Origin of the sequence: Rhodococcus sp. DK176, assembly GCF_038447315.2 — a bacterium.
GTDB classification, from domain to species: Bacteria; Actinomycetota; Actinomycetes; order Mycobacteriales; family Mycobacteriaceae; genus Rhodococcus_F; species Rhodococcus_F jostii_A.
Genome location: NZ_CP118321.2, coordinates 7,408,414 through 7,431,472, shown reverse-complemented (window position 1 = coordinate 7,431,472; position 23,059 = coordinate 7,408,414). Strand labels below are relative to the sequence as shown.

At 68.2% G+C, this 23,059-nt stretch carries 20 protein-coding genes and 1 pseudogene; 10 read left to right on the top strand and 11 right to left on the bottom strand.

Annotated elements, in window-relative coordinates; all coding sequences use genetic code 11:
- Positions 1-117 precede the first annotated feature (117 nt).
- Positions 118-810 (top strand): metal-dependent transcriptional regulator, encoded by a 693-nt coding sequence (locus PSR88_RS34580; RefSeq protein ID WP_005240804.1) that lies wholly within the window; start codon positions 118-120, stop codon positions 808-810.
- A 3-nt stretch (positions 811-813) separates the two neighbouring features.
- A complete protein-coding gene (gene galE / locus PSR88_RS34575) occupies positions 814-1,806 on the top strand; it encodes a UDP-glucose 4-epimerase GalE (RefSeq protein WP_005261105.1) in 993 nt (330 codons plus the stop codon).
- A gap of 19 nt (positions 1,807-1,825) precedes the next feature.
- On the opposite strand, the gene PSR88_RS34570 is transcribed toward galE, so the two are convergent.
- The 3 genes from PSR88_RS34570 to PSR88_RS34560 form a co-directional block, all read right to left on the bottom strand.
- Positions 1,826-2,965, bottom strand: a complete 1,140-nt coding sequence (locus PSR88_RS34570; RefSeq protein WP_009480064.1) for a DUF4192 domain-containing protein — start codon at positions 2,963-2,965, stop codon at positions 1,826-1,828.
- Positions 2,966-3,125: 160 nt separating this feature from the next.
- Positions 3,126-3,791 carry a DUF5642 family protein gene (locus PSR88_RS34565; RefSeq protein WP_009480061.1) on the bottom strand — a complete coding sequence of 222 codons (666 nt, stop codon included), beginning with the start codon at positions 3,789-3,791 and terminating at the stop codon, positions 3,126-3,128.
- Between the two features lie 142 nt (positions 3,792-3,933).
- Positions 3,934-4,560 (bottom strand): MBL fold metallo-hydrolase, encoded by a 627-nt coding sequence (locus PSR88_RS34560; RefSeq protein WP_029537522.1) that lies wholly within the window; start codon positions 4,558-4,560, stop codon positions 3,934-3,936.
- A 285-nt stretch (positions 4,561-4,845) separates the two neighbouring features.
- Here PSR88_RS34560 and PSR88_RS34555 point away from each other — a divergent pair, with 285 nt between their 5' ends.
- The 3 genes from PSR88_RS34555 to PSR88_RS34545 all read left to right on the top strand — a co-directional run bounded on the left by PSR88_RS34555 (position 4,846) and on the right by PSR88_RS34545 (position 9,541).
- Complete coding sequence (locus PSR88_RS34555; protein ID WP_009480059.1) at positions 4,846-5,814, top strand: proteasome assembly chaperone family protein; 969 nt, start codon at positions 4,846-4,848, stop codon at positions 5,812-5,814.
- Between the two features lie 144 nt (positions 5,815-5,958).
- Entirely contained in the window at positions 5,959-6,996 is a 1,038-nt protein-coding gene (locus PSR88_RS34550) for an alpha/beta fold hydrolase (protein WP_005240793.1), read from the top strand.
- Between the two features lie 40 nt (positions 6,997-7,036).
- Complete coding sequence (locus PSR88_RS34545; RefSeq protein ID WP_009480058.1) at positions 7,037-9,541, top strand: DEAD/DEAH box helicase; 2,505 nt, start codon at positions 7,037-7,039, stop codon at positions 9,539-9,541.
- A 3-nt stretch (positions 9,542-9,544) separates the two neighbouring features.
- Here the strand turns inward: PSR88_RS34545 and PSR88_RS34540 are convergent, their stop codons facing one another.
- Positions 9,545-9,949, bottom strand: coding sequence for a DUF5997 family protein (locus tag PSR88_RS34540; protein WP_011598590.1), 405 nt, complete (start codon positions 9,947-9,949; stop codon positions 9,545-9,547).
- Positions 9,950-10,007: 58 nt separating this feature from the next.
- On the opposite strand from PSR88_RS34540, the gene PSR88_RS34535 reads away from it, so the two are divergent.
- Positions 10,008-10,757: a LysR family substrate-binding domain-containing protein gene (locus PSR88_RS34535; protein ID WP_016880138.1), complete on the top strand. Its 750-nt coding sequence runs from the start codon at positions 10,008-10,010 to the stop codon at positions 10,755-10,757.
- A gap of 9 nt (positions 10,758-10,766) precedes the next feature.
- On the opposite strand, the gene PSR88_RS34530 is transcribed toward PSR88_RS34535, so the two are convergent.
- Positions 10,767-11,690: a hydrogen peroxide-inducible genes activator gene (locus PSR88_RS34530; protein ID WP_016880137.1), complete on the bottom strand. Its 924-nt coding sequence runs from the start codon at positions 11,688-11,690 to the stop codon at positions 10,767-10,769.
- 111 nt (positions 11,691-11,801) lie between these two features.
- Between PSR88_RS34530 and PSR88_RS34525 the strand changes: the two are divergent.
- Positions 11,802-12,482 (top strand): annotated as a pseudogene (locus tag PSR88_RS34525) (PhzF family phenazine biosynthesis protein).
- On the opposite strand, the gene PSR88_RS34520 reads toward PSR88_RS34525, so the two are convergent.
- Positions 12,468-13,184, bottom strand: coding sequence for a hypothetical protein (locus PSR88_RS34520; RefSeq protein ID WP_016880136.1), 717 nt, complete (start codon positions 13,182-13,184; stop codon positions 12,468-12,470). The pseudogene PSR88_RS34525 and the gene PSR88_RS34520 sit on opposite strands and share 15 nt — an antisense overlap.
- Positions 13,185-13,202: 18 nt before the next feature.
- On the opposite strand from PSR88_RS34520, the gene PSR88_RS34515 reads away from it, so the two are divergent.
- Positions 13,203-13,505: a hypothetical protein gene (locus PSR88_RS34515; protein WP_009480052.1), complete on the top strand. Its 303-nt coding sequence runs from the start codon at positions 13,203-13,205 to the stop codon at positions 13,503-13,505.
- On the opposite strand, the gene PSR88_RS34510 is transcribed toward PSR88_RS34515, so the two are convergent.
- Positions 13,469-14,701, bottom strand: a complete 1,233-nt coding sequence (locus tag PSR88_RS34510; protein WP_011598585.1) for an aspartate aminotransferase family protein — start codon at positions 14,699-14,701, stop codon at positions 13,469-13,471. The two genes, PSR88_RS34515 and PSR88_RS34510, sit on opposite strands and share 37 nt — an antisense overlap.
- Positions 14,702-14,764: 63 nt before the next feature.
- Positions 14,765-16,129, bottom strand: a complete 1,365-nt coding sequence (locus tag PSR88_RS34505) for an MFS transporter (RefSeq protein ID WP_009480050.1) — start codon at positions 16,127-16,129, stop codon at positions 14,765-14,767.
- A 156-nt stretch (positions 16,130-16,285) separates the two neighbouring features.
- On the opposite strand from PSR88_RS34505, the gene PSR88_RS34500 reads away from it, so the two are divergent.
- Positions 16,286-16,618, top strand: a complete 333-nt coding sequence (locus PSR88_RS34500) for a VOC family protein (RefSeq protein ID WP_237723765.1) — start codon at positions 16,286-16,288, stop codon at positions 16,616-16,618.
- Here PSR88_RS34500 and PSR88_RS34495 read toward each other — a convergent pair.
- Both PSR88_RS34495 and PSR88_RS34490 read right to left on the bottom strand, forming a co-directional pair.
- On the bottom strand, positions 16,519-17,598 hold the full coding sequence (locus PSR88_RS34495; RefSeq protein ID WP_011598583.1) for an alpha/beta fold hydrolase: 1,080 nt from the start codon (positions 17,596-17,598) through the stop codon (positions 16,519-16,521). The two genes, PSR88_RS34500 and PSR88_RS34495, sit on opposite strands and share 100 nt — an antisense overlap.
- A 96-nt stretch (positions 17,599-17,694) precedes the next feature.
- Positions 17,695-18,339, bottom strand: coding sequence for a Pr6Pr family membrane protein (locus PSR88_RS34490; RefSeq protein ID WP_009480048.1), 645 nt, complete (start codon positions 18,337-18,339; stop codon positions 17,695-17,697).
- Between the two features lie 70 nt (positions 18,340-18,409).
- Here PSR88_RS34490 and hrpA point away from each other — a divergent pair, with 70 nt between their 5' ends.
- A complete protein-coding gene (hrpA, locus tag PSR88_RS34485; RefSeq protein ID WP_016880134.1) occupies positions 18,410-22,300 on the top strand; it encodes an ATP-dependent RNA helicase HrpA in 3,891 nt (1,296 codons plus the stop codon).
- Between the two features lie 154 nt (positions 22,301-22,454).
- Here hrpA and nrdR read toward each other — a convergent pair whose 3' ends face one another.
- Positions 22,455-22,919 (bottom strand): transcriptional regulator NrdR, encoded by a 465-nt coding sequence (gene nrdR, locus PSR88_RS34480; protein WP_029537517.1) that lies wholly within the window; start codon positions 22,917-22,919, stop codon positions 22,455-22,457.
- Between the last annotated feature and the right edge of the window lie 140 nt (positions 22,920-23,059).

The following is a 23,059-nucleotide window of genomic DNA, read 5'->3' as shown; positions in this document are numbered from 1 at the left end:
CCCCCGCGGAGGGTGCGAGCAGACCCCGGCACGACCGGCACCGACGCGCTGCGGGGACGGACGGCGCCGGTGGCGGGCAATCACCGGTAGAATCAACCGAGACGAAGGGGTGTGAGTGTGAAGGATCTGGTCGACACCACGGAGATGTACCTCCGGACGATCTATGACTTGGAAGAAGAGGGCGTCGTCCCACTTCGAGCACGTATTGCCGAACGACTCGAGCAGAGCGGTCCGACCGTCAGCCAGACCGTCGCCCGGATGGAGCGTGACGGTCTCCTCCTGGTCGCCGGTGACCGCCACCTGGAACTGACGGAGAAGGGCCGCGAACTCGCGGTGTCGGTGATGCGGAAGCACCGCCTCGCCGAACGACTGCTGGTCGACGTCATCGGCCTCAAGTGGGAAGAGGTCCATGCGGAGGCGTGCCGGTGGGAGCACGTCATGAGCGAGGAGGTCGAGCGGCGCCTGGTGGAGGTGCTCAACAACCCCACTACTTCGCCGTACGGCAACCCGATTCCGGGGCTCGCGCTGCTCGGGCTGGACCGCCCGGTCGATGCGCCCGAGACGCTCATCCGGCTCACGGACGTGCCGCCCGGCAAGCCGACCGCTGTCGTCGTCCGGCGTCTCGCGGAGCACGTGCAGTCGGATCCGGACGTCATCGGGCAGCTGCGCGAGGCGGGTGTCGTCCCGGACGCGCGCGTGACCGTCGAGACCAAGCCCGGTTCGGTCACCATCACGGTGCCCGGCCACAGCGGGTTCGATCTGTCCGAGGAGATGGCACATGCCGTCCAGGTGAAGCAGGTTCAGGGATAGTCGATGAAACTTCTGGTCACCGGCGGCGCCGGCTATGTCGGCAGCGTCTGCAGCACGGTCCTGCTCGAACGTGGACACGAGGTCGTCATCATCGACGACCTGTCCACGGGTAACGCCGACGCGGTGCCGCTCGGTGCCGAGTTCGTCGAGGGCGACGTCGCGGAGGTGGTGTCGGACGTGCTCGGCACGAGCGGCACCCCCCGCTTCGACGGCGTCCTGCACTTCGCGGCGCAGTCGCTCGTCGGCGAGTCCGTCCAGTACCCGGAGAAGTACTGGCGCGGCAACGTCGTCACCACGCTCGAGCTCCTGGAGGCCATGCGGCATTCGGGGACGCGGAAACTCGTATTCTCGTCGACCGCCGCGACGTACGGCGAGCCCGAGCACTCGCCGATCACGGAGGCCGATCCGACCCGTCCGACCAATCCGTACGGGGCGACGAAACTCGCGATCGACCATGCCATCACGTCGTATTCGGTGGCTCATTCGCTCGCGGCGACCAGCCTGCGGTACTTCAACGTGGCGGGAGCGTACAAGTCGGCCGGCGAGAACCGGGTCGTCGAAACGCATTTGATTCCTCTCGTGCTCCAGGTGGCGCTCGGTCAGCGGGAGAAGATCTCGATCTTCGGAACCGACTGGCCGACTCCGGACGGCACGGCGATCCGCGACTACATCCATGTGCTCGACCTCGCCGAGGCGCACGTGCTGGCACTGGAGTCGTCGATCGAGGGCAGGCACCGCATCTACAATCTCGGCAGCGGTGCGGGTTTCAGTGTGCGCGAAGTCATCTCGGCGTGCGCGCGGGTCACCGGGCTCCCCATCGCGGTCGAGGACGCACCGCGCCGGGCAGGCGATCCCGCCGTGCTGGTGGCGTCGAGTGATCGGGCGATCGCGGAACTCGGATGGCGGCCGGAGCACACCGACCTCGACGAGATCGTCGCCGACGCCTGGGCCTACCTGCAGGAGCTGGGAGACCGGTCGCACGCGGCACGCCGGTGACGCCGGCCCGGTCCGGGCTCTAGCGGGGCAGCACGACACCGATCGCCTCGGCTCGCTCGTAACCGACGTCGGCCAAGCCCCGCACCTCGGTCGGCCGGAGTCCCGAGTGCAGTGCACCGTCGAGCAGGGTGGCCAGTACGTGCCCCGGCTCCGAGTCCAGTGCGGCGGCCAGCGCGATGCCGGCGAACGGACCGTCACCACGAAGATAGGCGCTGTATCCGAGCAGCGCCGCCGCGTTCGCGCGTTCCGGGTCCGGGAGGTTGCGGGCGAGGAGAATCCACAGTTGCTCCGCGTCGTCGGCGTACGGGCCGACGGCCAGAGCGAGCGCGCTGTCCCGGACGGTGACATTGTCCAGTGCGAGCGCGAGTTCCGCGTACTCCGGCGCGAGGAGCCGCTCCCCGGACGACACCCGCGCGACGTGCGTCAGCACCAGTTCGAGCTCGAGACGGTGACCGCGCTCCGGCGTGGCCGACCGGCCGGCCAATTCCCGTCGCAGAAGCGATGATTGACGACCACGTTCGATGAGAGCGGCGATCTGCATCCGTTCGAGCACCGGGCCCGCCTCGATCGTGGCTTCCAGCTCCTCGCGCGAAGAGCGGATGGCCCTGCCCTCGACGACCCGCGCGAGCGCGACCCGCGACGACGTCGGATCGGACTGGGCTCCGCACCCACCGCCGCCGAGGAGGCTGAACCATTCGCGGCCGGCCGCGATTTCCGCCGTGACGAACACGTCGAGAAGTTCGGCCGGCGTGAATTCGAGGAGCTCCTCGAATTCTTCGACGATCGCGGACAGCTCGTCCAGGGAGATCGCGGCCGGGTCGGTGAAGCGGTCGTCGACGAGCACCAGGAGCACCCCGGTGGCCTGCTCCCTCTCGCAGACGGTCGCGAACTGACCCAACGCCGCGTACATCGGCGGGGTCGGCACGTCGCCGCCGCTGAGGACCAGGTCGTGTCTCATGACGGCTCCGACCGACGGGTTGCGCTCCCCGGACAGGCACACCGCCACGATCGACCGGGCAGGCCGGAATCCGAGCAGTGCGGGCACCGAGGCGAGAAGGTCGCCCGGGGCGGACAACGTGACGGTGTGCTGGTGCGGGGGCGGTCCCCCGCCGGGATCGTCGGAGAATCCGGAACCGTGCGGGAATGCGGGTGTCGTCATGCATCAGACTCTGACGGGTCGACGCGCCTGCGCCCGGCGGGCGAACTGGCGAAACACAGAGGGCTGTGGATGGGCCGTCGGTTGTGGACAACCGGGTCGCCGCGCCGCGCGGACGCGCCGTGAGGCCGCGAAGTCGTCGGAACCCTGTGCTAGGGCCCGCTCAGCTGTTCTGCACCTTCTGCACCGCGGCGGTGAACAACTCGTCGAGCGCGACGGTATCGGCCTTCGCGTCGCCGAACGACATGAAGGTCGCGGACACCCGCACGTCGCCCACCTGCGCGATCAACGTGACCATCGACTGGGTGACCTTGTCGCTCCCGTTGCCGGACTTGACGGTCCGCCGGAGCGCGAGGGTGTCGTCGGCCCGGACCGGAGGGGCAGGCGTGACCTCGGTGGTGACGGTGGACTCGGCCCCACTGTCCGTCACGGTGACCTCGCCGCACTTCTTCGTCTGCGCCGCCAGTTCGTCGAGGGGCGTATCGGTTCTGGTGAGCTCGACCGAGATCGTCGAACGGCTCGCGTTGTCCGTGCCCACCGCCATGACGGTGCCGGTCGGTCCGTAGTCCTGCGCGGGCGGCGCACAGTCCGCGGGGTCGACCACCGCGCCCTGCGGTACTCCCGTCAGGTCGGGTGCCGCCATCGACACGGCCTGGGCGGGCAGCACGATCGCCTCGTACCGGGCCGGGAAGTCGGCCGGATCCACCAGAAGCTTCGACAGTCCCTTGCCCGACGGCGACCCCGCCGCGATGGTCGTGCTCGGCTGCGCGACACCGGAGACCGTCGAAGAACATCCGGAGAGAATCGTCACCGCGGCCAGCGAGACCACCGGGACAACCAGGGCCGTCCGTACCGCTGTGCGCCGAGACCTCACCGTCGACCTCCCGTGTCGGATGTGTGGTGCTCCCACCCCGGGGAGCCTTTTCCGCCACTCTGCCACGCCGGCGCGCCGACAGCGGGGAGGCTGCGGCTCAGCTGCCGCGGGCGATCCACTCCTCCAGGTGCGGGGATTCGGTCCCGATGGTGGTTCCGTCGCCGTGCCCGGTGCGGACCGTCGTCGACGGCGGCAACGCGAACAGACGGTCACGGATGGACCCGATGATCGTCGGGAAGTCCGAGTAGGAGCGCCCGGTGGCTCCCGGACCGCCCGAGAACAGGGTGTCACCACTGAACAACTCCCCCGCCTCCGGCAGGTACAGGCAGCAGGAGCCGGGCGAATGTCCGGGCGTGTGGAGCACGCGGACGTCGGTCCCGGCCACGGCGATCTCCTGCCCGTCCTCGATCGGCGTGTAGGCGACAGCGGGGTGGGTCTGCCGCCACAACACGTCGTCGGCCGCATGGAGGTAGATCGGGGCGTCCAGTGCCGTGGACAGCTCGGGCGCCACGGTGACGTGGTCGTTGTGGCCGTGTGTGCAGACGATGGCCCTCACGTGCCTGCCGCCGACTGCCTCGACGATCGGGGCGGCGGTGTGGGCGGCGTCGATCACCACCACCTCGGAGTCGTCGCCGACGATCCACACATTGTTGTCGACGTCCCAGGTGCCCCCGTCGAGACTGAAGGTGCCGGACGTGACCACCCGGTCGATGCGCACGCTCACGACGCGACCGCCGATCGTCGAACCCGGCCCGCACATCTTCCTACCCGTGCCGACATCGCGCACCTCCAGGATCTCGTCCGTCTGGGACCGTGCCGTTCCTCACATTGCCACAGACCGTGCGCGGGATCTCGCTGTGGGCGAACACCGGAACGCCGCGGACGGGAATTATCGGTTGCCCGCGCCGTGTTCCCCCAGAGCAGGACCTCCGAGAGCAAAGTCCGACGTATCGATGCCGGAGACGATAGGGGACACTGGAGGCCAGGCACGAAGGAGAAGAGGTCTGTAATGGACGAACAGTCGAAGATGTACGAGCTGGAGTTCCCGGCACCGCAGCTGTCTTCCGCGGATGGCCAGGGACCTGTACTGATCCACGGACTCGAGGGCTTCTCCGACGCAGGCCACGCCGTCAAACTCGCCACGACGCATCTCCGCGAGAGCCTGGAGAGTGAGCTGGTCGCCTCCTTCGCGGTCGACGAACTCGTCGATTACCGCTCACGTCGCCCCACCATGACGTTCAAGGCCGATCACTTCTCGGACTACGACCAGCCCGAGCTGAACCTGTATGCGCTGAAGGACACGGCGGGCACCCCGTTCCTGCTGCTGGCCGGCATGGAGCCCGACCTGCGCTGGGAGCGGTTCACCACGGCGGTGCGCCTGCTGGCCGAGCAGCTCGGTGTGCGCCGGACCGTGGGCATCAACGCCATTCCGATGGCCATCCCGCACACCCGTCCGCTCGGGGTGACCGCGCATTCCACCAACAAGGACCTGATCAAGGATCATCAGCGCTGGTCCGGCGAACTGCAGGTTCCCGGCAGCGCGTCCTCGCTGATCGAGTTGCGGATGGCGCAGCACGGGCACGAGTCCGTCGGGTTCTCGGTTCACGTCCCCCATTACCTGGCTCAGACGGACTACCCGGGTGCCGCCGAGACCCTCCTCGAGAATGTGAGTGACGTCACCGACCTGGACCTGCCGCTGGCGGCGCTCGGCGAGGCCGCCGCACGCGTCCGCGAACAGGTCGACGAGCACATCGCGGGTAACGAGGAGGTACAAACCGTCGTCCACGCCCTGGAACGCCAGTACGATGCCTACGTAACGGCTCAAGAACAGCAGTCCACGCTCCTGGCCAGCGAAGAAGACCTGCCGAGTGGTGACGAACTCGGTGCAGAATTCGAGCGTTTCCTCGCCGAACAGGCCCTGCAGGACGGCGAGGGCGGCGACTCCGACGACGAGGGGGGATCACCGGGCGGGGCGTGACCGAGGAGCGGTTGTGCGGTCGCCACTCGGACACTGTGCGACCGCACGGTCCAGTTGTTCGGCCGAGGGCGGTGCAATAGCGTCGAGATGAAGCGGATGATTGAGCTGTCAACATTCGGGAGTGCACCTAGTTCAGGAGGCGACATGAGCGACACTCGCATTCGTAAGCTCAGGCCCGTTCCGAACGCCGAAACCCGCATGATGTTCCGCACGATCCACGGCTACCGCCGCGCGTTCCGCATGGCAGGCGAGGGTCCCGCGCTTCTGCTGATCCACGGCATCGGCGACAACTCGTCCACCTGGACCGAGATCATCCCGCACCTCGCCAAGAACTACACCGTCATCGCCCCCGATCTGCTGGGCCACGGGCGCTCCGACAAGCCGCGGGCCGACTACTCGGTCGCCGCGTACGCCAACGGTATGCGCGACCTGCTCTCCACCCTGGGCATCGACAAGGTCACCGTTGTCGGTCACTCCCTCGGCGGCGGTGTCGCGATGCAGTTCTCCTACCAGTTCCCGCAGATGGTCGACCGGCTCGTCCTGGTCTCGGCCGGCGGCGTCACCAAGGACGTTCACCCGCTGCTGCGGCTCGCGTCGGTTCCGGTGGTCAACGAGGCACTGAAACTGCTGCGCATTCCCGGCGCCATGCCCACCGTGCGTCTGGTGGGCAACGTGTTGAGCCAACTGAACGGAACGCGGTTGCGTCCCGGTGCGATGCTGCACGACACACCCGACCTGGTACGGGTGCTCGCGGAGCTGTACGACCCCACCGCCTACGAGGCGTATCTGCGCACCCTGCGCGCGGTCGTCGACTGGCGCGGCCAGGTCGTCACCATGCTCGACCGATGTTATCTGACCGAGAACCTCCCGGTGCAGCTCATCTGGGGCGATCAGGACGCCGTCATCCCGGTGAGCCACGCCCACCTCGCACACGCGGCGATGCCCGGCTCACACCTCGAGATCTTCCGCGGCGCAGGCCATTTCCCGTTCCGCGACGACCCGATGCGGTTCTTGCGCACCATCGAGAAGTTCCTGTCCGTAACCCATCCCCTGCAGTTCGACGAAGCGAAGTGGCGGCAGATGCTCGTCACCGGCGTCGGTGAGAGCACCATCACCGGCAGCGCGTCCACCCGCATGGCGGTCCTGGACGCGATGGGATCGGACGAACGCAGCGCAACATAGGCCCGGCGGCGGCGCACCGCGTTCCGGCTAGCCTGTAGCAGTGCTTCTCTCCGACCTGCTCCCCGAGAACGCGGATTCCGATTCCGTTTTCGACGCCTTCACCTCCTGGACCGAAGAACGGGGTCTGACGCTCTACCCCGCCCAGGAAGAATCCGTGATGGAGCTGGTGTCCGGGGCCAACGTGATCCTGGCGACGCCCACCGGATCCGGCAAGTCGATGGTGGCGGTCGGCGCCCACTTCTACGCCATGGCCACCGGCAAGCGCACCTTCTACACGGCCCCGATCAAAGCCCTTGTCAGCGAGAAGTTCTTCGCCCTGTGCGAGGTGTTCGGCGCGGAGAACGTCGGCATGATGACCGGCGACGCCGCCGTCAACTCACGGGCGCCGATCATCTGCGCGACCGCCGAGATCGTCGCGAACCTCGCACTGCGCGAGGGCCCCGACTCCGACATCGGTCAGGTCGTGATGGACGAGTTCCACTTCTACTCCGAGCCCGACCGGGGCTGGGCGTGGCAGGTCCCTCTCGTCGAACTCCCCCACGCCCAGTTTCTTCTCATGTCGGCCACCCTCGGTGAGGTCGACTTCTTCTCGTCCGACCTCACCCGCCGGACCGGCCGGCCCACCACCGTGGTGGCGGGCACCGAGCGTCCCGTTCCCCTCATGTTCTCGTACGCCACGACACCCGTGAGCGAGACGATCGAGGAACTGGTGACCACCAATCAGGCCCCGGTCTACGTGGTCCACTTCACTCAGGCGGCCGCCCTGGAACGCGCGCAGGCCCTGACCAGCGTCAACTTTTGTTCGCGCGAGGAGAAGGACGCCATCGCCGAAGCGCTGGGTGGCTTCCGGTTCACCACCGGATTCGGCAAGACGCTCTCGCGCCTCGTCCGGCACGGCATCGGCGTCCACCATGCGGGCATGCTGCCGAAGTACCGCCGTCTCATCGAGAAGCTGGCGCAGGACGGTCTGCTGAAGGTCATCTGCGGCACCGACACCCTCGGTGTGGGGATCAACGTGCCCATCCGCACCGTGCTCCTCACCGGGCTGACCAAGTTCGACGGCACCCGCACGCGGCACCTCCGTGCCCGCGAGTTCCACCAGATCGCGGGACGCGCGGGACGCGCCGGCTACGACACGCTGGGCACCGTGGTCGTGCAGGCCCCCGAACACGAGGTCGAGAATCTGCGTGCACTCGCCAAGGCGGGCGACGACCCGAAGAAGCGCCGGAAGGTGCAGCGCAAGAAGGCGCCGGACGGCTTCGTGTCGTGGAGCGAGGCCACGTTCGATCGCCTCGTCGCCGCGTCACCCGAACCGCTCGTCTCCCGGTTCTCCGTGTCGAACTCCATGCTGCTCAACGTGATCGCGCGACCGGGCAACTGCTTCGCGTCCATGCGGCACCTCCTCGAGGACAACCACGAGTCGCGGCCCGCGCAGCGCAAGCACATCCTCAAGGCGTTGTCGTTGTACCGCGGGCTGATCGACGCCGGCGTGGTGCAGAGACTCGACGAACCCGACGCCGACGGCCGCATGGCCCGGCTGACGATGGAACTCCAGCGGGACTTCGCGCTCAATCAGCCACTGTCCCCGTTCGCCCTGGCCGCCCTCGAACTGCTCGACGTCGAATCCGATTCGTATGCACTGGATGTGGTGTCCGTGATCGAGTCGACCCTCGACGACCCGCGGCAGGTCCTCATGGCGCAGCAGCACTTCGCCCGCGGTGAGGCGGTCGCGCAGATGAAGGCCGACGGGATCGAGTACGAGGAACGCATGGAACTGCTCGAGGAGGTCACCTGGCCCAAGCCTCTCGCGGACCTGCTGTTCCCGGCGTTCGAGATGTATCGCGGTGGGCACCCGTGGATCACGGAGTTCGCGCTGTCGCCGAAGTCGGTCGTGCGCGACATGGTCGAGCGGGCCATGACGTTCGCCGAAATGGTCAGCCACTACGGTCTGGCCCGTTCGGAGGGGCTCGTACTGCGGTATCTCGCTGACGCGTATCGAGCCCTGCGCCAGACCGTTCCGACCGAGGCCCGGACGGAGGAGCTGGACGACCTCATCGAGTGGCTGGGCGAGCTGATCCGCCAGGTCGATTCCAGCCTTCTCGACGAATGGGAATCCCTCACCGACCCCGGCGCCGAGGGAGACGACCAGCAGGTCGCGTTCGGCGCCGATGTGCCGCGCCCGATCTCGGCGAACACGCGAGCATTCCGGGTGATGGTACGCAACGCCATGTTCCGGCGTATCGAACTCGCGTCGCGGCGGCGGTGGGCCGAACTGGAGGGACTCGACGACGGCATCGACGCCGACGAGTGGGAGGACCAGCTCCAGCCGTACTTCGACGAATACGACTCCCTCGGCACCGGCCCCTCGGCACGCGGCCCCCAGCTGTTCCAGGTGGAGACCGCGCCCGAGCTGTGGCGGGTGCGGCAGGTCCTCGAGGACCCGCAGGGCGATCACGGGTGGGCGTTGACGGCGGTCGTCGACCTTCCCGAGTCCGACGCGGCCGGCGAAGTGATCTTCGACGAACTCAGCATCGTCGAAGGGTAGCGGTCAGGAACGCGGCCGGCGGGGCTGATCACGCCGCGCCGCGTTCTTCTCCTTGATGCGGACCGTCTCCTTGCGGACCTCGGCCTGGGTGGCGCGTTCCTGCTGCAGCCATTCGGGACGATCCGCCATCAGCGCGTCGATCTGCTCGGTGGTGAGCGCATCGGTGACGCCGCCCCGGGCGAGACCCGCGATGGACACCCCCAGCTTCGCCGCGACCACCGGCCGCGGGTGCGGGCCGTTGCGGCGCAGCTCGAGCAGCCACTCCGGCGGATCGCTCTGCAGTGCACTCAGCTCGTCGCGGGAGACGAGACCCTCCTGGAACTCCGCGGGGGTGGCCTCGAGGTACACACCCAGCTTCTTCGCCGCGGTGGCGGGTTTCATAGTCTGAGGGCTCTTGTGCGACGTCATGGTGTCAAGAGTAACGAGCGCGTGCGGTGCCGTTGACCAAGGCCGGTAGCCTGACGGGGTGACAGACGCGGATGCATCCCCTTCGTTCCGGCTCGCGTATGTCCCGGGCGTGACCCCCACCAAGTGGGTGCGGATCTGGAACGAACGGCTGCCCGACGTCCCGCTCACCCTCGTCCCGGTGGCGGCCGCGGACGCACCCGACCAGTTGCGCGGCGGCAGGGCGGACGCGGGCCTGGTGCGGCTGCCGATCGACCGGACCGGTCTCAGCGCCATCCCCCTGTACACCGAGATCCCCGTGGTCGTGGCGCCGAAGGACCACGTGGTGGCGGCGGTGGACGAGGTGTCGATCGCGGATCTGGCCGACGAGATCGTGCTGCACCCGCTCGACGACATCCTCGTCTGGGACAGCGTGCCGGGACTGCCCGCCCAGGACCGCCCGGCCACGACGGCCGAGGCGATCGAACTGGTCGCCGCCGGGATCGGGCTGCTCGTCGTCCCGCAGTCGCTCGCCCGGCTCCACCACCGCAAGGACCTCGTGTACCGGACGGTGTCGGACGGCCCGGAGTCGCAGATCGCGCTGTCGTGGCCCGAGGCCGAGACCACCGAGCTGGTGGAGGAGTTCATCGGCATCGTCCGGGGCCGCACCGTCAACAGCTCCCGGGGTCGCACCCCGACGCCGGCTCAGCCGAAGAAGAAGCGTCCCGCCGCGGCGGCGGCACGCCAGAAACCGGCCGCGGGGGCCAGGACGTCCCGGTCGGGCTCCGGAACGAAGGGCAGCAAGAAGGGCAAACCGCGGCGGCGGTCGTAGCTCGGACCGTCAGGCGGGCGCGGCGACCGACGCCGTCTTCGTGAGCAGGGCGGCGAGTTGCCCGTAGCCGTCCGCACGGGCACTGGACGAGCGGAACACGAGGCCGATCGTGCGGCCGGGCGCGGGAGCCGCGAAGCGGGCGGTCGCGAGCGGTCCCCGTCCGGTCTCCACCTGAACGGCGGATTCCGGCACCAGGGTCACGCCGAGTCCGCCGGCGACGCACTGCACCACCGTGGACAGCGACGTGGCGCGGGTGTCGCCCGCGACCGGGTGCGCGTCGACCGATCGGCACAGATCGAGGGTCTGATCGCGTAGGCAGTGCCCCTCGTCGAGCAGCAGGAGAGGAAGCGCGTCCAGCATCTGCGGCGAGACGTCGGTGCGTCCCGCCAGTGCGTGTCCCTCCGGGACGACCATCACGAAATCTTCTGTGTACAAGGGACTGTCGACGAGACCGCTGACACCGCTCGGCAACGCCAGCACCGCGACGTCGAGCGCGCCCACTCGCAACGCCTCGAGCAGTCGTGCCGTCTGGTCCTCGATGACCTGCGGCTCCAGGGCGGGCATCTCCTCGCGCAGCGCCGGCAACAGGGCGGGCAGCACGTACGGGGCCACGGTGGGGATCAGTCCGATGCGCAGCGGTCCGGCCAACCGGTCGCCGACACCCGCGGCGGTCGCGACGAAACCGTCCGCGGCCTCGAGGATGACCTTGGCCTGACCGAGGAGTCGCTCCCCCGCCGCGGTGACGAGGACGCGACGGGTGCTGCGCTCGATGAGCTGCACACCGAGTCCGTTCTCCAGGGCGGCAAGCGACTGCGACAACGTGGGTTGGCTCACACTCAATCGTGCTGCCGCCGTGCCGAAATGGCGGTACTCCGCGACGGCTACGAACGCTCGCAGCTGCGACAGTGTGGGTTGATAACTCTGATCGGCCATACCTATCAGTCTAGCGCCATCCATCACCCCCGCCTTTCGACCCGAGGCCGGTGCCGACCCCTCCCACCGTCGAGGCACTGCGTCGAGGTCGACGAGCGATAAGGTGCATCAATGCCCATCCACGTAGATGTCGTCCGGGTGTTCACCGACGACAAAGGACGCCACGGCAACCCGCTCGGCATCGTCGACTCCTCGGCCGTCCCGTCCGAGGACCGGCAGTCCGTCGCCGCCGCACTCGGATACAGCGAGACTATCTTCGTCGACATGCCCGAACCCGGCGACGAGCACGCACGCGCCCAGATCTTCACCCCCGTCACCGAACTGCCCTTCGCCGGACATCCCACGGTCGGGCTGTCCTGGTGGCTGCACGAGCGCGGCGCCGCGGTCACCACACTCGACGTGCCCGCGGGCCCCGTCGCCACCCGCCGTTCCGGCGCCATCACCTGAGTGCGGGCCCGGCCGGAGTGGGCGCCCGAGTTCTCGCTGTACCCCATGAACAGTGTGCGCGAGGTTCAGTCTGCGGACCCGAAGAAGTTCGGAGCCGGACACCACTATCTGTGGGCCTGGACGGACAAGGTCGAGCACTCGATCCGGTCGCGAATGTTCGCCCCGGACATGGGCATCACCGAGGACGAGGCCACCGGAGCCGCGGCCGTCCGGATCACCGCACACCTCCGGCACGCTCTCCTGATCACGCAGGGCAAAGGATCCGAACTGCGCACCACCTACGATCCCGCCGGGTGGATCGAGGTCGGTGGACGAGTCCACCCCGAGAAGTCACGCACCCTCTGACGACGGCCGCCGGCCTCGCCCCGCGCTGAGGTCGGCTTCGCTCAGGGTCACCTCGATCTCCCGGCCGAGCGTCACCCCGGGAGCGAGGGGCAGCCTGTCGCCGCTCCAGAACTTGCCGGGGTCGTACCAGTTGGTGCGCCTGCGCGCGCTGATCAGCCCCATCTCCTCGTACGTCTGCGCGACCACCTCGGCACAATAGGCACTTTCGAGGCTGCCCGACTTATCCTGCCTGCGTCCCGTCCCGGGCAGGCGCCCGCCGAACCACCGTGACGCGAGTTTCGCGGTGGACGGGAACGGGGTTCCGTCGAGCCGTGCGATCGTCCGCAGCAACGCGTCCTCCTGCTGCGGCGTTGCGGGTTCGGCGAGCTGGCGCAGCCATCCCCGTTGCCCATAGCGCGCACCCCACACCTGGACCGCGGCGCGCAGGTCATGGAGTTGCACACCGCGCTGAAAGCGTCCCGTCCACATGTCCTGCAGCGAATGTCCGAGCTCGGCGTGCCACATCAGCGGCGGCAGGTCCTCGAGGACCACCGACATGCCGACGTGGTTGACCGGACTGTTCGTCAGCGTCTGAATGGCCCTGTCGGCCGGAGACTCTCCGCGGAAGATCCAGATGTCGCCGGTGCGCGTGACCTCGACAGCGCTGTCGAGGTCGATGGTGGAGCTGTGTCGTCGTGCGTCCGTGTGCCGTGGCGCGTCCATGGGCCCTAGCCTAGAAGGATGCGACCGCGTGGCAGGCAATGGTGGAAACTTCTCGGACTCGCCGGTGTGGTGGGTGTCGCCGCGACCGGGGTCGTCGCGGTACGCGCGGATCGGCACCGCAAGGCGTACACGCCCGACGAGGTCCGGGCGCGTCTGCACGAGCGCTACACCCGTGCGTACGCGGCCCACGACGGGCAGACGGAAATCGACCTCACCCCGCCCACCTGGCGGGACCGTGTCACCGGTGCCCTGCGCCGCTTTCGCAGGCGGGGCACCGGGACCGATCAGCCCAGTGCCCGGCGGATTCCGTCCGCGAGCTGAGCGACCTGCTCGTCCGTCATCACGAACGCCGGCGAGATCTGCATGGCACCCTGACCGGCCGCGCGCCCCGAGATCCCGTGTTCGCGCAACGTGTTCACGAACGGGAGCGCTTCCGCCGGATCGGCCAGCTGCACCGCCGCGACCGCACCGAGACCGCTGCGCACTTCCTCGACCCGCGGATGGTCGGCGAGAGGCGCGAGGTGCTCGTGCAGTGACGACTCGAGCCGCTTCGACTCCGCCAGCAGATTCTCGCGCTCGATGATGTCGAGGTTGGCGAGTGCCGCCGCGGCGGCACCCGCATGCCCACCGTAGGTGTAGCCGTGCCGCCACCAGACCCCGCCGGCGAAGAACGGCTCGGCCACGCGCGGGGCGATGAACACCGCACCCATCGGGACGTACCCGGAGGTGAGGCCCTTCGCCGTCGTCATCATGTCGGGCTGCAGGTCGAATCGCGTCGATGCGAACCACTCGCCGCCGATACGGCCGAATCCCGTGACCACTTCGTCGACGACGAACAGGATGTCGTGTTCGCGGCAGATGTCGCGGACCTCCGCGAGATAGCCCTCCGGCGGCAGGTAGACGCCGCCCGCACCGATGACGGGCTCGCAGAAGAACGCGGCGATCGTGTCGGCGCCGATCTTCTCGATCAGTTCGAGCAGGCTCTTGGCGTCGTTCCAGGCGACCGTGGCGGCGTCGGCCATCAACTCGCCGTAACCCTCGCGGTTGGCGGGGATGCCCGCCAGCGCGGTGCCCGCCACGTGCATCCCGTGATAGGCCTTCTGGCGGCCGACCACGATCGTCTTGGACGGCTTGCCCAACTCGTGCCAGTAGCGGCGGGCAAGCTTGGCCGCCGTGTCCACGGAATCCGAACCACCGGACGTGAAGAAGATCTTGCTGCCGGGCACCGGCGCAATGGTCGCGAGGCGATCGGCCAGGGCCGCCGTCGTCTCGGGGACGAAGTCACCGAAGTTCGAGAAATGGGCCACGGTCCGCAACTGCTGCGCGACAGCGTCCGCGATCTCCGCGCGGCCGTGCCCCACGTTGGTGAACCACAGACCTGCTGTCGCATCCAGGTAACGGTTGCCGCGATCGTCCCAGATGTAGGCGCCCTCGCCGCGGGACACCACGAAGGCGCCCTTCTGTTCCACCGCGCCCATGTCCGCGAATCCGTGCCACAGTGCCGACGCCATGCTCATCCCTTCGTGAATCCCCGCCCGAAGGCGACTATGCCACGACGCCCCGCAGAGGATCGTGCCGCGTCACTTCTCCGCCAGGGCGGTGGGGTGTGGCTCGGTGTCGACTCCCGGAATCCCGCGACCGCGGATGGACGCGCCAGCCGTCTCGGCCACGAAGTACAGCGCGACGAGGCCGATCGCGCACGCGGCCATCATGTAGAACGCCGGCATGAGTGAGTTGCCGGTCCATTCGATGAGCAGTTCGTTGACCGCAGGGGCCGTGCCACCGAACACAGACGTCGACACGTTGTAGGCGATGGCGAATCCCGCGAACCGCACGTGGGTCGGGAACATCGCCGGGAACGTCGCCGAAATCGTGGACAGCTGCAGGACGTACAGCAACCCGAGCACCGCGAACGCGAGGATCGCCCATCCGAACCCCTGACGCATCAGCAGGTACATCGGGACGGCGAGCACGATCAATCCCACGAGCGAGCCGTACCACAGCGGTTTGCGGCCGACCCGGTCCGACAACCCGCCGGCGAACGGAATGACCGCCATCATCACTAGCTGCCCGACGATGAACAGGGTCAGCGACGCGGTCGACGTCAGGCCGATCTGCGTCTCCAGGTATGTCGGCATGTAACTGAGCAGGGTGTAATTGGTGACGTTCAATGCGATGACGAGGCCGCCGAGCAGCAGCAACGGCTTCCAGTATTCGGTCACCAGGTCCTTGAACTCGTGGGTCGGCGTCGACTCGACCTCGCCCTCCGCATCCAGCTCCCGGAACACGGGTGTCTCCTCGAGCTTGGTGCGCAGGTAGAGGCCGATGAGACCCATCGGTCCGGCGATCAGGAACGGAATACGCCAGCCCCAGGTGGACATGAACGGGTCGGTGGAGAGCAACTCCACCACCAGGACCACGATCGCGCCGAGCGCGTATCCGCCGAGGGTGCCGAACTCGAGGAAGCTTCCGCAGAAACCGCGTTTGCGGTCCGGCGAGTACTCGGCCATGAACGTTGCCGCGCCGCCGTATTCGCCGCCGGTCGAAAAGCCCTGGATCATGCGCAGCAGCACCAGCAGCAGGGGCGCCCAGAAACCGATGACGTCGTATCCGGGCACGAGGCCCACGCAGAACGTCGCACCCGCCATCAGGATGATCGTCAGCGCCAGAACCTGGCGGCGTCCGAGCCGGTCACCCAGCGGACCCCACACGAGGCCGCCGAGCGGTCGCACGACGAACGACACCGCGAACACGAGCAGGGCGTAGAGGGTGGCCGAACCGGTGTCACCGGGAAAGAACGCTGCCGAGATGTACGACACGGTGAACGCGTAGACACCGTAGTCGAACCATTCGGTGGCGTTGCCCATTGCCGACGCCGCGATCGCGCGACGGAGAACACCTGGTGGGAGGGTTTCCTGCTCGGCTGAAGAACTCGCAAATGCCATGTGATCCCGCCTCCTCGGGTCGGTTTCGCGTTCACTCATTGTGGCCCGAGTGGCACGTGTTGTCGCGGCTTTGCCCTTTGCGGACGTGGCACGGAGGCCCACCGACACCGTCTCGGTGACGGTGGGCGGCCACCGTCACACGGGTACCCGCACCCCATGACCAGCCGAATCATCGCCATCGCCGTCGACTGCCGCGACGCGGAATCACTGGCACGATTCTGGTGCGCCGCACCGGACTACCCGTCGACCCGCCGATGGAAGGACGCGTACGGGCTCGAGTACGTCGAATCGAACGCGCCCGGGTCCCCGTCACTCGTGTTTCAGCCCGTCGACGACCCGAACGTTCCCTGGGCGGTCCTCGCAGACCCCGAGGGCACGAATTCTGCGTGCTACCGGAACGTGGAGCCGACGACGGGACGCCCACGTAGCCCGCGCCACCAGGCCGCGGGCCCGCCGTGGGCGACCCAGTGCCGTACGTGGTCCACGTAGTCCGCCGCCACCCGGACCCACTCGCTCCAGGCACTCGGCGTGGGAAGGGTTTCGACGGAACGGGTCAGGAGGCGATCGATCGCGTCCGAGACGAGCTCGGCGCGTTCCAACTGCACCATGTGCCCCGCACCCGGAACCTTCACCAGCTCCGCGTCCGGCAGATGCCCGGCGATCGCCTTCGAATACCGGAACGGGGTCAGGAGGTCGCGATCGCCGCAGACCACCAGCGTCTCGATGGGTGCGAGCAATGGCACCGCCGCCGTCTCGTCGTGATTCTTGAACGACGGCAGGAAGTCGACGAGGGTCTTGAGGGACGTGTCGTTGATCATCTGCTCGGAGTGCCACATGATCGCCGGACTGATCCTGCGGTCACCGAACGACGCCGACCTCAGGATCGGCGCCAGCACCCTCTTGCTCGCGCCGCGACCGGTCTGCACCACCCGCGGCAGATGCCGGGCCGCGGTGCTGAATCCGGCAACGACCGGCGTGTTGAGGGTCCGCGCGAGCCCCACGTCACCCAGCTTCTCCGCCGCGGTGGCGATCAGACCCACCCCGACGACGCGGGAGCCGATCAGATCGGGATGCTGTCCGACGTACGACAGGACCGCCATGCCGCCCATCGAGTGGCCGACCAGCACGATCGGACCCTCGGGGACGAGCGCACGGATCACGGCGTCGACGTCCCGCGCGAGATGCGGGATTGTGCAGGTGTCGCGACGCGGGACCCCGGAGTCGCCGTGCCCCCGCAGGTCGAAGAACACCATGCGGATCGTCGAGCCCCACGCCTCCTCGAGCTGAACCCGCTGGAAGTGCCACCCGGTCATCCGATTGCAGAAGCCGTGGACGAACACCACCGTCAAGGGCGCGAACGCCGGACCCACCTCGCGCACCGCGAGGGGCACACCGTCGTCGGCGGCGACGACACTGCCGCGGTCGCGGCCGAGCAGGTCGAAGTTCTCGCCTGCGAACTCGTCGAACATAGTCTCCCAGCCGTTGCCGAAGTCACGGATGATCGCGCGGACGCCTGTCGTGTGGAGGATAGCGCGGTGCGCGAATCGTCTGCGCGCAGCTTCGCCCTACCGGTCTTCGCCGTACCGCCGGCGCGCACCGAGACGTCCCACCGCGTTGACGGCGAGCGCCATCAACGCCATCGCCGGCAACAACACGACCGCCGTGACGGCCAGCTGGAGGTACCCCTGCTGTCGGGGGTCCAGGAACGGATACGGGTACCAGTCGACGATCGGACCCCGGATCAGGGAATAGGCGCCGTACACGGCCGGGAAGACCAGCCAGCTGAGGCTCTGTGCCTCGGAGATCCGCACCCGGGACGGGGCCACCACCCAGTCGACCAGCAGGACGAGCGGCAGCATACGGTGCAGGGCCGTGTTGATCCAGGCGTCCTGCAGCATGACGTCGATGTTCGCCAGCAGCACCGCGTACACGATTCCGGTGATGACCATGTACAGCGTGGTCGCGCCCCGGAACAGCTGCCAGCCCCGCGACTGCGGATCCCGGACCGCGCCGACGAGCAGGACGACGGCCGCGAGGATGTTGCTCTCGATGGTGAAGTAGCTGAGGTAGTTGGCCAGGGAGAAGTCGTCGCTGCCCGCGCTGCGGAGCGGAATCCACAGCACCGCGATCAGCCCGTAGACGGCGAAGACCGCCCGCAGAACCCGAACGATCCTCTGACCCCTCAGGTCCGTGACGACGGCAGCGTCCATCCGCCGATATTCGCACACGGGCGGGCGCGGCACAGGGCGATCCACCGGGTTGGCTAGGCTGGGGTGCAGCATGTCCACCACAGCACCCAGCCGGCGGGAACTGAAGAACAGCCTCGGCGAACTCACTCTGCGCGACGAACACCGGCTCCGCCGGCGACTCGACCGTGCGCGCACACCCGACGCACTCGCGTCCCTGTCCGACGAGATCGCCGCCGCCCGCGGACGCATCGCACGAAGACTCGACAGCGTCCCCGTCATCGACTACCCTGACTCGCTGCCCGTCAGCCAGCGCCGCGACGACATCGCGAAGGCGATCGCGGAGAACCAGGTCGTCATCGTCGCCGGCGAGACAGGCTCGGGCAAGACGACGCAGATCCCGAAGATCTGCCTCGAACTCGGCCGCGGCGTCCGCGGCCTCATCGGACACACCCAGCCCCGCCGTCTCGCGGCGCGGACGGTTGCCGAACGCATCGCCGAGGAACTCCGCAGCGAACTCGGTGAGACCGTCGGCTACACCGTGCGATTCACCGACCAGGTGTCGGACGGCACGCTGGTGAAACTGATGACCGACGGAATCCTGCTCGCCGAGATCCAGCGCGACCGGATGCTGCGCCGGTACGACACGCTCATCATCGACGAGGCCCACGAACGCAGCCTCAACATCGACTTCATCCTCGGATACCTGCGACAGCTACTCCCGCGCCGGCCCGATCTGAAAGTGATCATCACCTCGGCCACGATCGATCCGGAACGCTTCGCGCAGCACTTCGCGACCGACGACGGGGTGCCCGCGCCGATCGTCGAGGTGTCCGGACGCACCTTCCCCGTCGAGATGCGTTACCGCCCACTCACGGTGGACGTGGGCGACCAGACCTTCGACCGCGACCCCGTCGACGCGGTGTGCGAGGCGGTCGAGGAACTGTCCGGCGAGGGCGACGGCGACATCCTGGTCTTCCTCTCCGGCGAACGGGAGATCCGCGACACCGCCGACGCGCTCCGCGACCGCAGACTGCGCGGCACCGAGATCGTGCCCCTGTACGCCCGGCTGTCGGCGGCCGAACAGCACAAGGTGTTCACGCCCCACACCGGGCGGAGGGTCGTGCTGTCGACGAACGTCGCGGAAACCTCCCTCACCGTGCCCGGCATCCGGTACGTCGTGGACCCGGGAACCGCCCGCATCTCCCGCTACTCGGTGCGCACCAAGGTGCAGCGCCTGCCCATCGAACCGATCTCGCAGGCGTCCGCCCGCCAGCGTTCCGGGCGTTGCGGCCGTGTGGCCGAGGGCATCTGCATCCGCCTCTACTCGGAAGAGGACTTCGAGGCGCGGCCCGCGTTCACCGAACCGGAGATCCTGCGCACCAACCTCGCATCCGTCATCCTGCAGATGACGGCGCTCGGCCTCGGCGACATCGCCGCGTTCCCGTTCGTCCAGCCGCCCGACCCGCGGGCCGTCCGCGACGGCATCGGCCTGCTCGAGGAACTCGGGGCGATCGAACGGAAAGCCCAGAACGAGCAACCCGTCCTCACCGCTGTCGGACGCGAACTCGCGCAGATCCCCGTCGATCCGCGCATGGCCCGGATGCTCGTCGAGGCACACCGGAACGGCTGCCTGGCCGAGGTGCTGGTCATCGTCTCGGCCCTCTCGATCCAGGACGTGCGGGAACGTCCCGCCGAATTCCAGCAGGCAGCGGACGAGAAGCACGCCCGGTTCACCGTGGAGAACTCTGACTTCCTCGCCTTCCTCGAACTGTGGAAGTACCTGCGCGAGCAGCGGAACGAGTTGTCGTCCAACCAGTTCCGCAAGATGTGCCGAAACGAGTTCCTGCACTGGCTGCGCATCCGCGAATGGCAGGACCTGCACGGCCAGCTCCGGCAGATCACCCGCGGGCTCGGCTGGGACACCACCGATACCCCGGCCGGCGAGGCTGCGATCCACCAGTCCCTCCTCGCGGGACTGCTGTCGCACATCGGACTCCGAGAGGGTGACAAACGAGACTTCCTCGGGGCCCGCGGAAGCCGATTCGCGGTCTTCCCCGGCTCGAGCCTGTTCAAGAAGCCCCCGCGATGGGTCATGGCCGCCGAACTGGTCGAGACGTCCCGGCTGTGGGCGCGGATGTCGGCCAGGATCGAACCCGAGTGGGCGGAGAAGCTGGCGCCGCACCTCGTGAAACGCACCTACTCCGAGCCGCACTGGTCGTCGAAGCGCGGCGCCGCCATGGCCTACGAACGCGTGACGCTGTACGGGATCCCGCTCGTCGCCCGGCGTGCGGTCACCTACAGCACCATCGATCCCGAGACGTCCCGGGACCTGTTCATCCGCCACGCTCTGGTGCAGGGCGAATGGCAGACGCAGCACAAGTTCTTCCACGCCAACCGCGCCCTCCTCGAAGACGTCGAGGAACTCGAGCACCGCGCCCGCAGGCGCGACATCCTCGTGGACGACGACACCCTCTACGACTTCTACGACCAGCGCGTCGGCCCGGAAGCGGTCTCCGCCCGGCATTTCGACTCCTGGTGGAAGGTCGCCCGCCGCAAGAACCCCGACCTACTCACGTTCACCCAGGCAACGGTCGTCAACGCCGAGTCCGCCGCAGTACTCGGCGGCGAGTACCCCGACGCCTGGCGCCAGGGCGACATGCAGTTCCCCCTCACCTACCAGTTCGAGCCCGGCACCGAGGACGACGGCGTCACCGCCCGCATCCCGATCGCGCTGCTGGCGGGCCTGCGCCCGGTCGGCTTCGACTGGCTGGTCCCCGGCATGCGCGTCGAACTGGTCACCGCCCTGATCAAGACGCTCCCGAAGACCCTTCGCCGACAGGTGGTTCCGGCACCGGACTTCGCGGCCGCCGCACTGGCCGCCGTGAAACCCCGCTCCGAACCGCTCACCATGGCGATGGCCCGCGAATTGTCGCGACTCGGCGCCTGTCGCATCGATCCCAAGGACTTCGACGTCACCGCGCTCCCCGACCATCTGCGCATGACGTTCGCCGCCGTGGACGAGAAAGGTGCCGTCCTCGGCCGGGACAAGGACCTCGTGTCGCTGCGCAAGTCGCTCGCTCCCCGCGTCCAGGTAGAGGTGGCGAAGGCGGCCTCGAATTCGGAACGGCCGCCCGCACTCACGTGGACCCCCGCCACCCTCGGTTCACTCGAAGCCACCGTGACACGCGAACTCGGCGGCCAGAAGGTCACCGCCTACCCCGCCCTGGTCCCGGAGGGTGACGGTGTCGCCGTCCGCGTGCTCAGCACCGCGGCGGCGCAACGATCCGCTATGCGCGCCGGAACGCGGCGGCTGCTGCTCGCCGCCGTTCCCACCCAGGCGAAGACGGTCACGTCGGGGCTGAGCAACGCACAGCGACTGGCGCTCGGACAGAACCCCGACGGCAGCCTCGACGCACTGATCGACGACTGCCGCAACGCCGCCGCGAACCAGGTGATCGCCGCGCACGGCACGCCGGTGCGCACCCCGCAGGAGTTCGACGCCCTCGTAGCGACGGCGCGCGCCGAGATGGCCCGGAACGTGGCGGTGCTCCTGCGACTGGTGTCGCCGGTGCTCGAAGCGGACCACCGGCTCACCGTGGTGCTGGAACGCGCGACCGGTGAGGCCGCCGACGACGTGCGTGAACAGCGGCAGTCGCTGCTGTTTCCCGGATTCGTCGCCGACATCGGTGCCACTCGCCTCCGTGAACTGCCCCGCTACCTCGCCGCTGCGGCGGCCCGTCTCGACGCTCTTCCCGGGAGCGCACCGCGCGACCAGAAGGGAATGGACGTCCTCGACCGGGTGTACGCCGGATACGAACGCATGCTCGCGGGCCTGCCGGAAGAACGACAGCACACACCCGAGGTCGACGCCATCCACTGGATGATCGAGGAACTGCGGGTCAGCCTGTTCGCTCAAACACTCGGAACACCGATCCCCGTCTCGGAGAAGCGCGTGATCAGTGCAATAGAGAAGGTGCGCTGACGCGCAGGGCAATGGAGAAGGTGCGCTGACGCGCAGGGCAATGGAGAAGGTGCGCTGACGCGCAGGGCAATGGAGAAGGTGCGCTGACGCGCAGGGCAATGGAGAAGGTGCGCTGACGCGCAGGGCAATGGAGAAGGTGCGCTGACGCCTCGGCTCAGCCGTCGTCGCGGGATTCGCGGTGTTCGCGTAGCTCTTTGATCTCGCGAGCGAAGTCCTCGGCGGAGCTGAACGACCGGTACACGGACGCGAAACGCAGGTACGCCACCTCGTCGAGATCACGAAGCGGACCGAGAATGGCGAGGCCCACCTCGTTGCTCGGGATCTCCGCGGAACCCGACGCCCGGACCGCGTCCTCGACCTGCTGGGCAAGAAGATTCAGCGCGTCGTTGTCTACCTGCCGGCCCTGGCAGGCGCGGCGCACACCCCGCACCACCTTCTCCCGGCTGAACGGTTCGGTGACACCACTGCGCTTGACCACCGACAGCACAGCGGTCTCGACGGTGGTGAACCGGCGACCGCACTCGGGGCACGAACGGCGGCGACGGATGGCCTGTCCTTCGTCGGCTTCTCGCGAATCGACCACACGTGAATCGGGGTGCCGGCAGAACGGGCAGTGCATGGCGATTCCTTCGTCGTAGCCGTCGTGGCCGCAACTGTTCGCCTCCCCCGATGGCGAACCGACGAAAACGGATTCACGCAGCGGATGCACGATCTCGACGCGACCACACGAAGTGGTGGGACTGACAGCATCCGAGACTA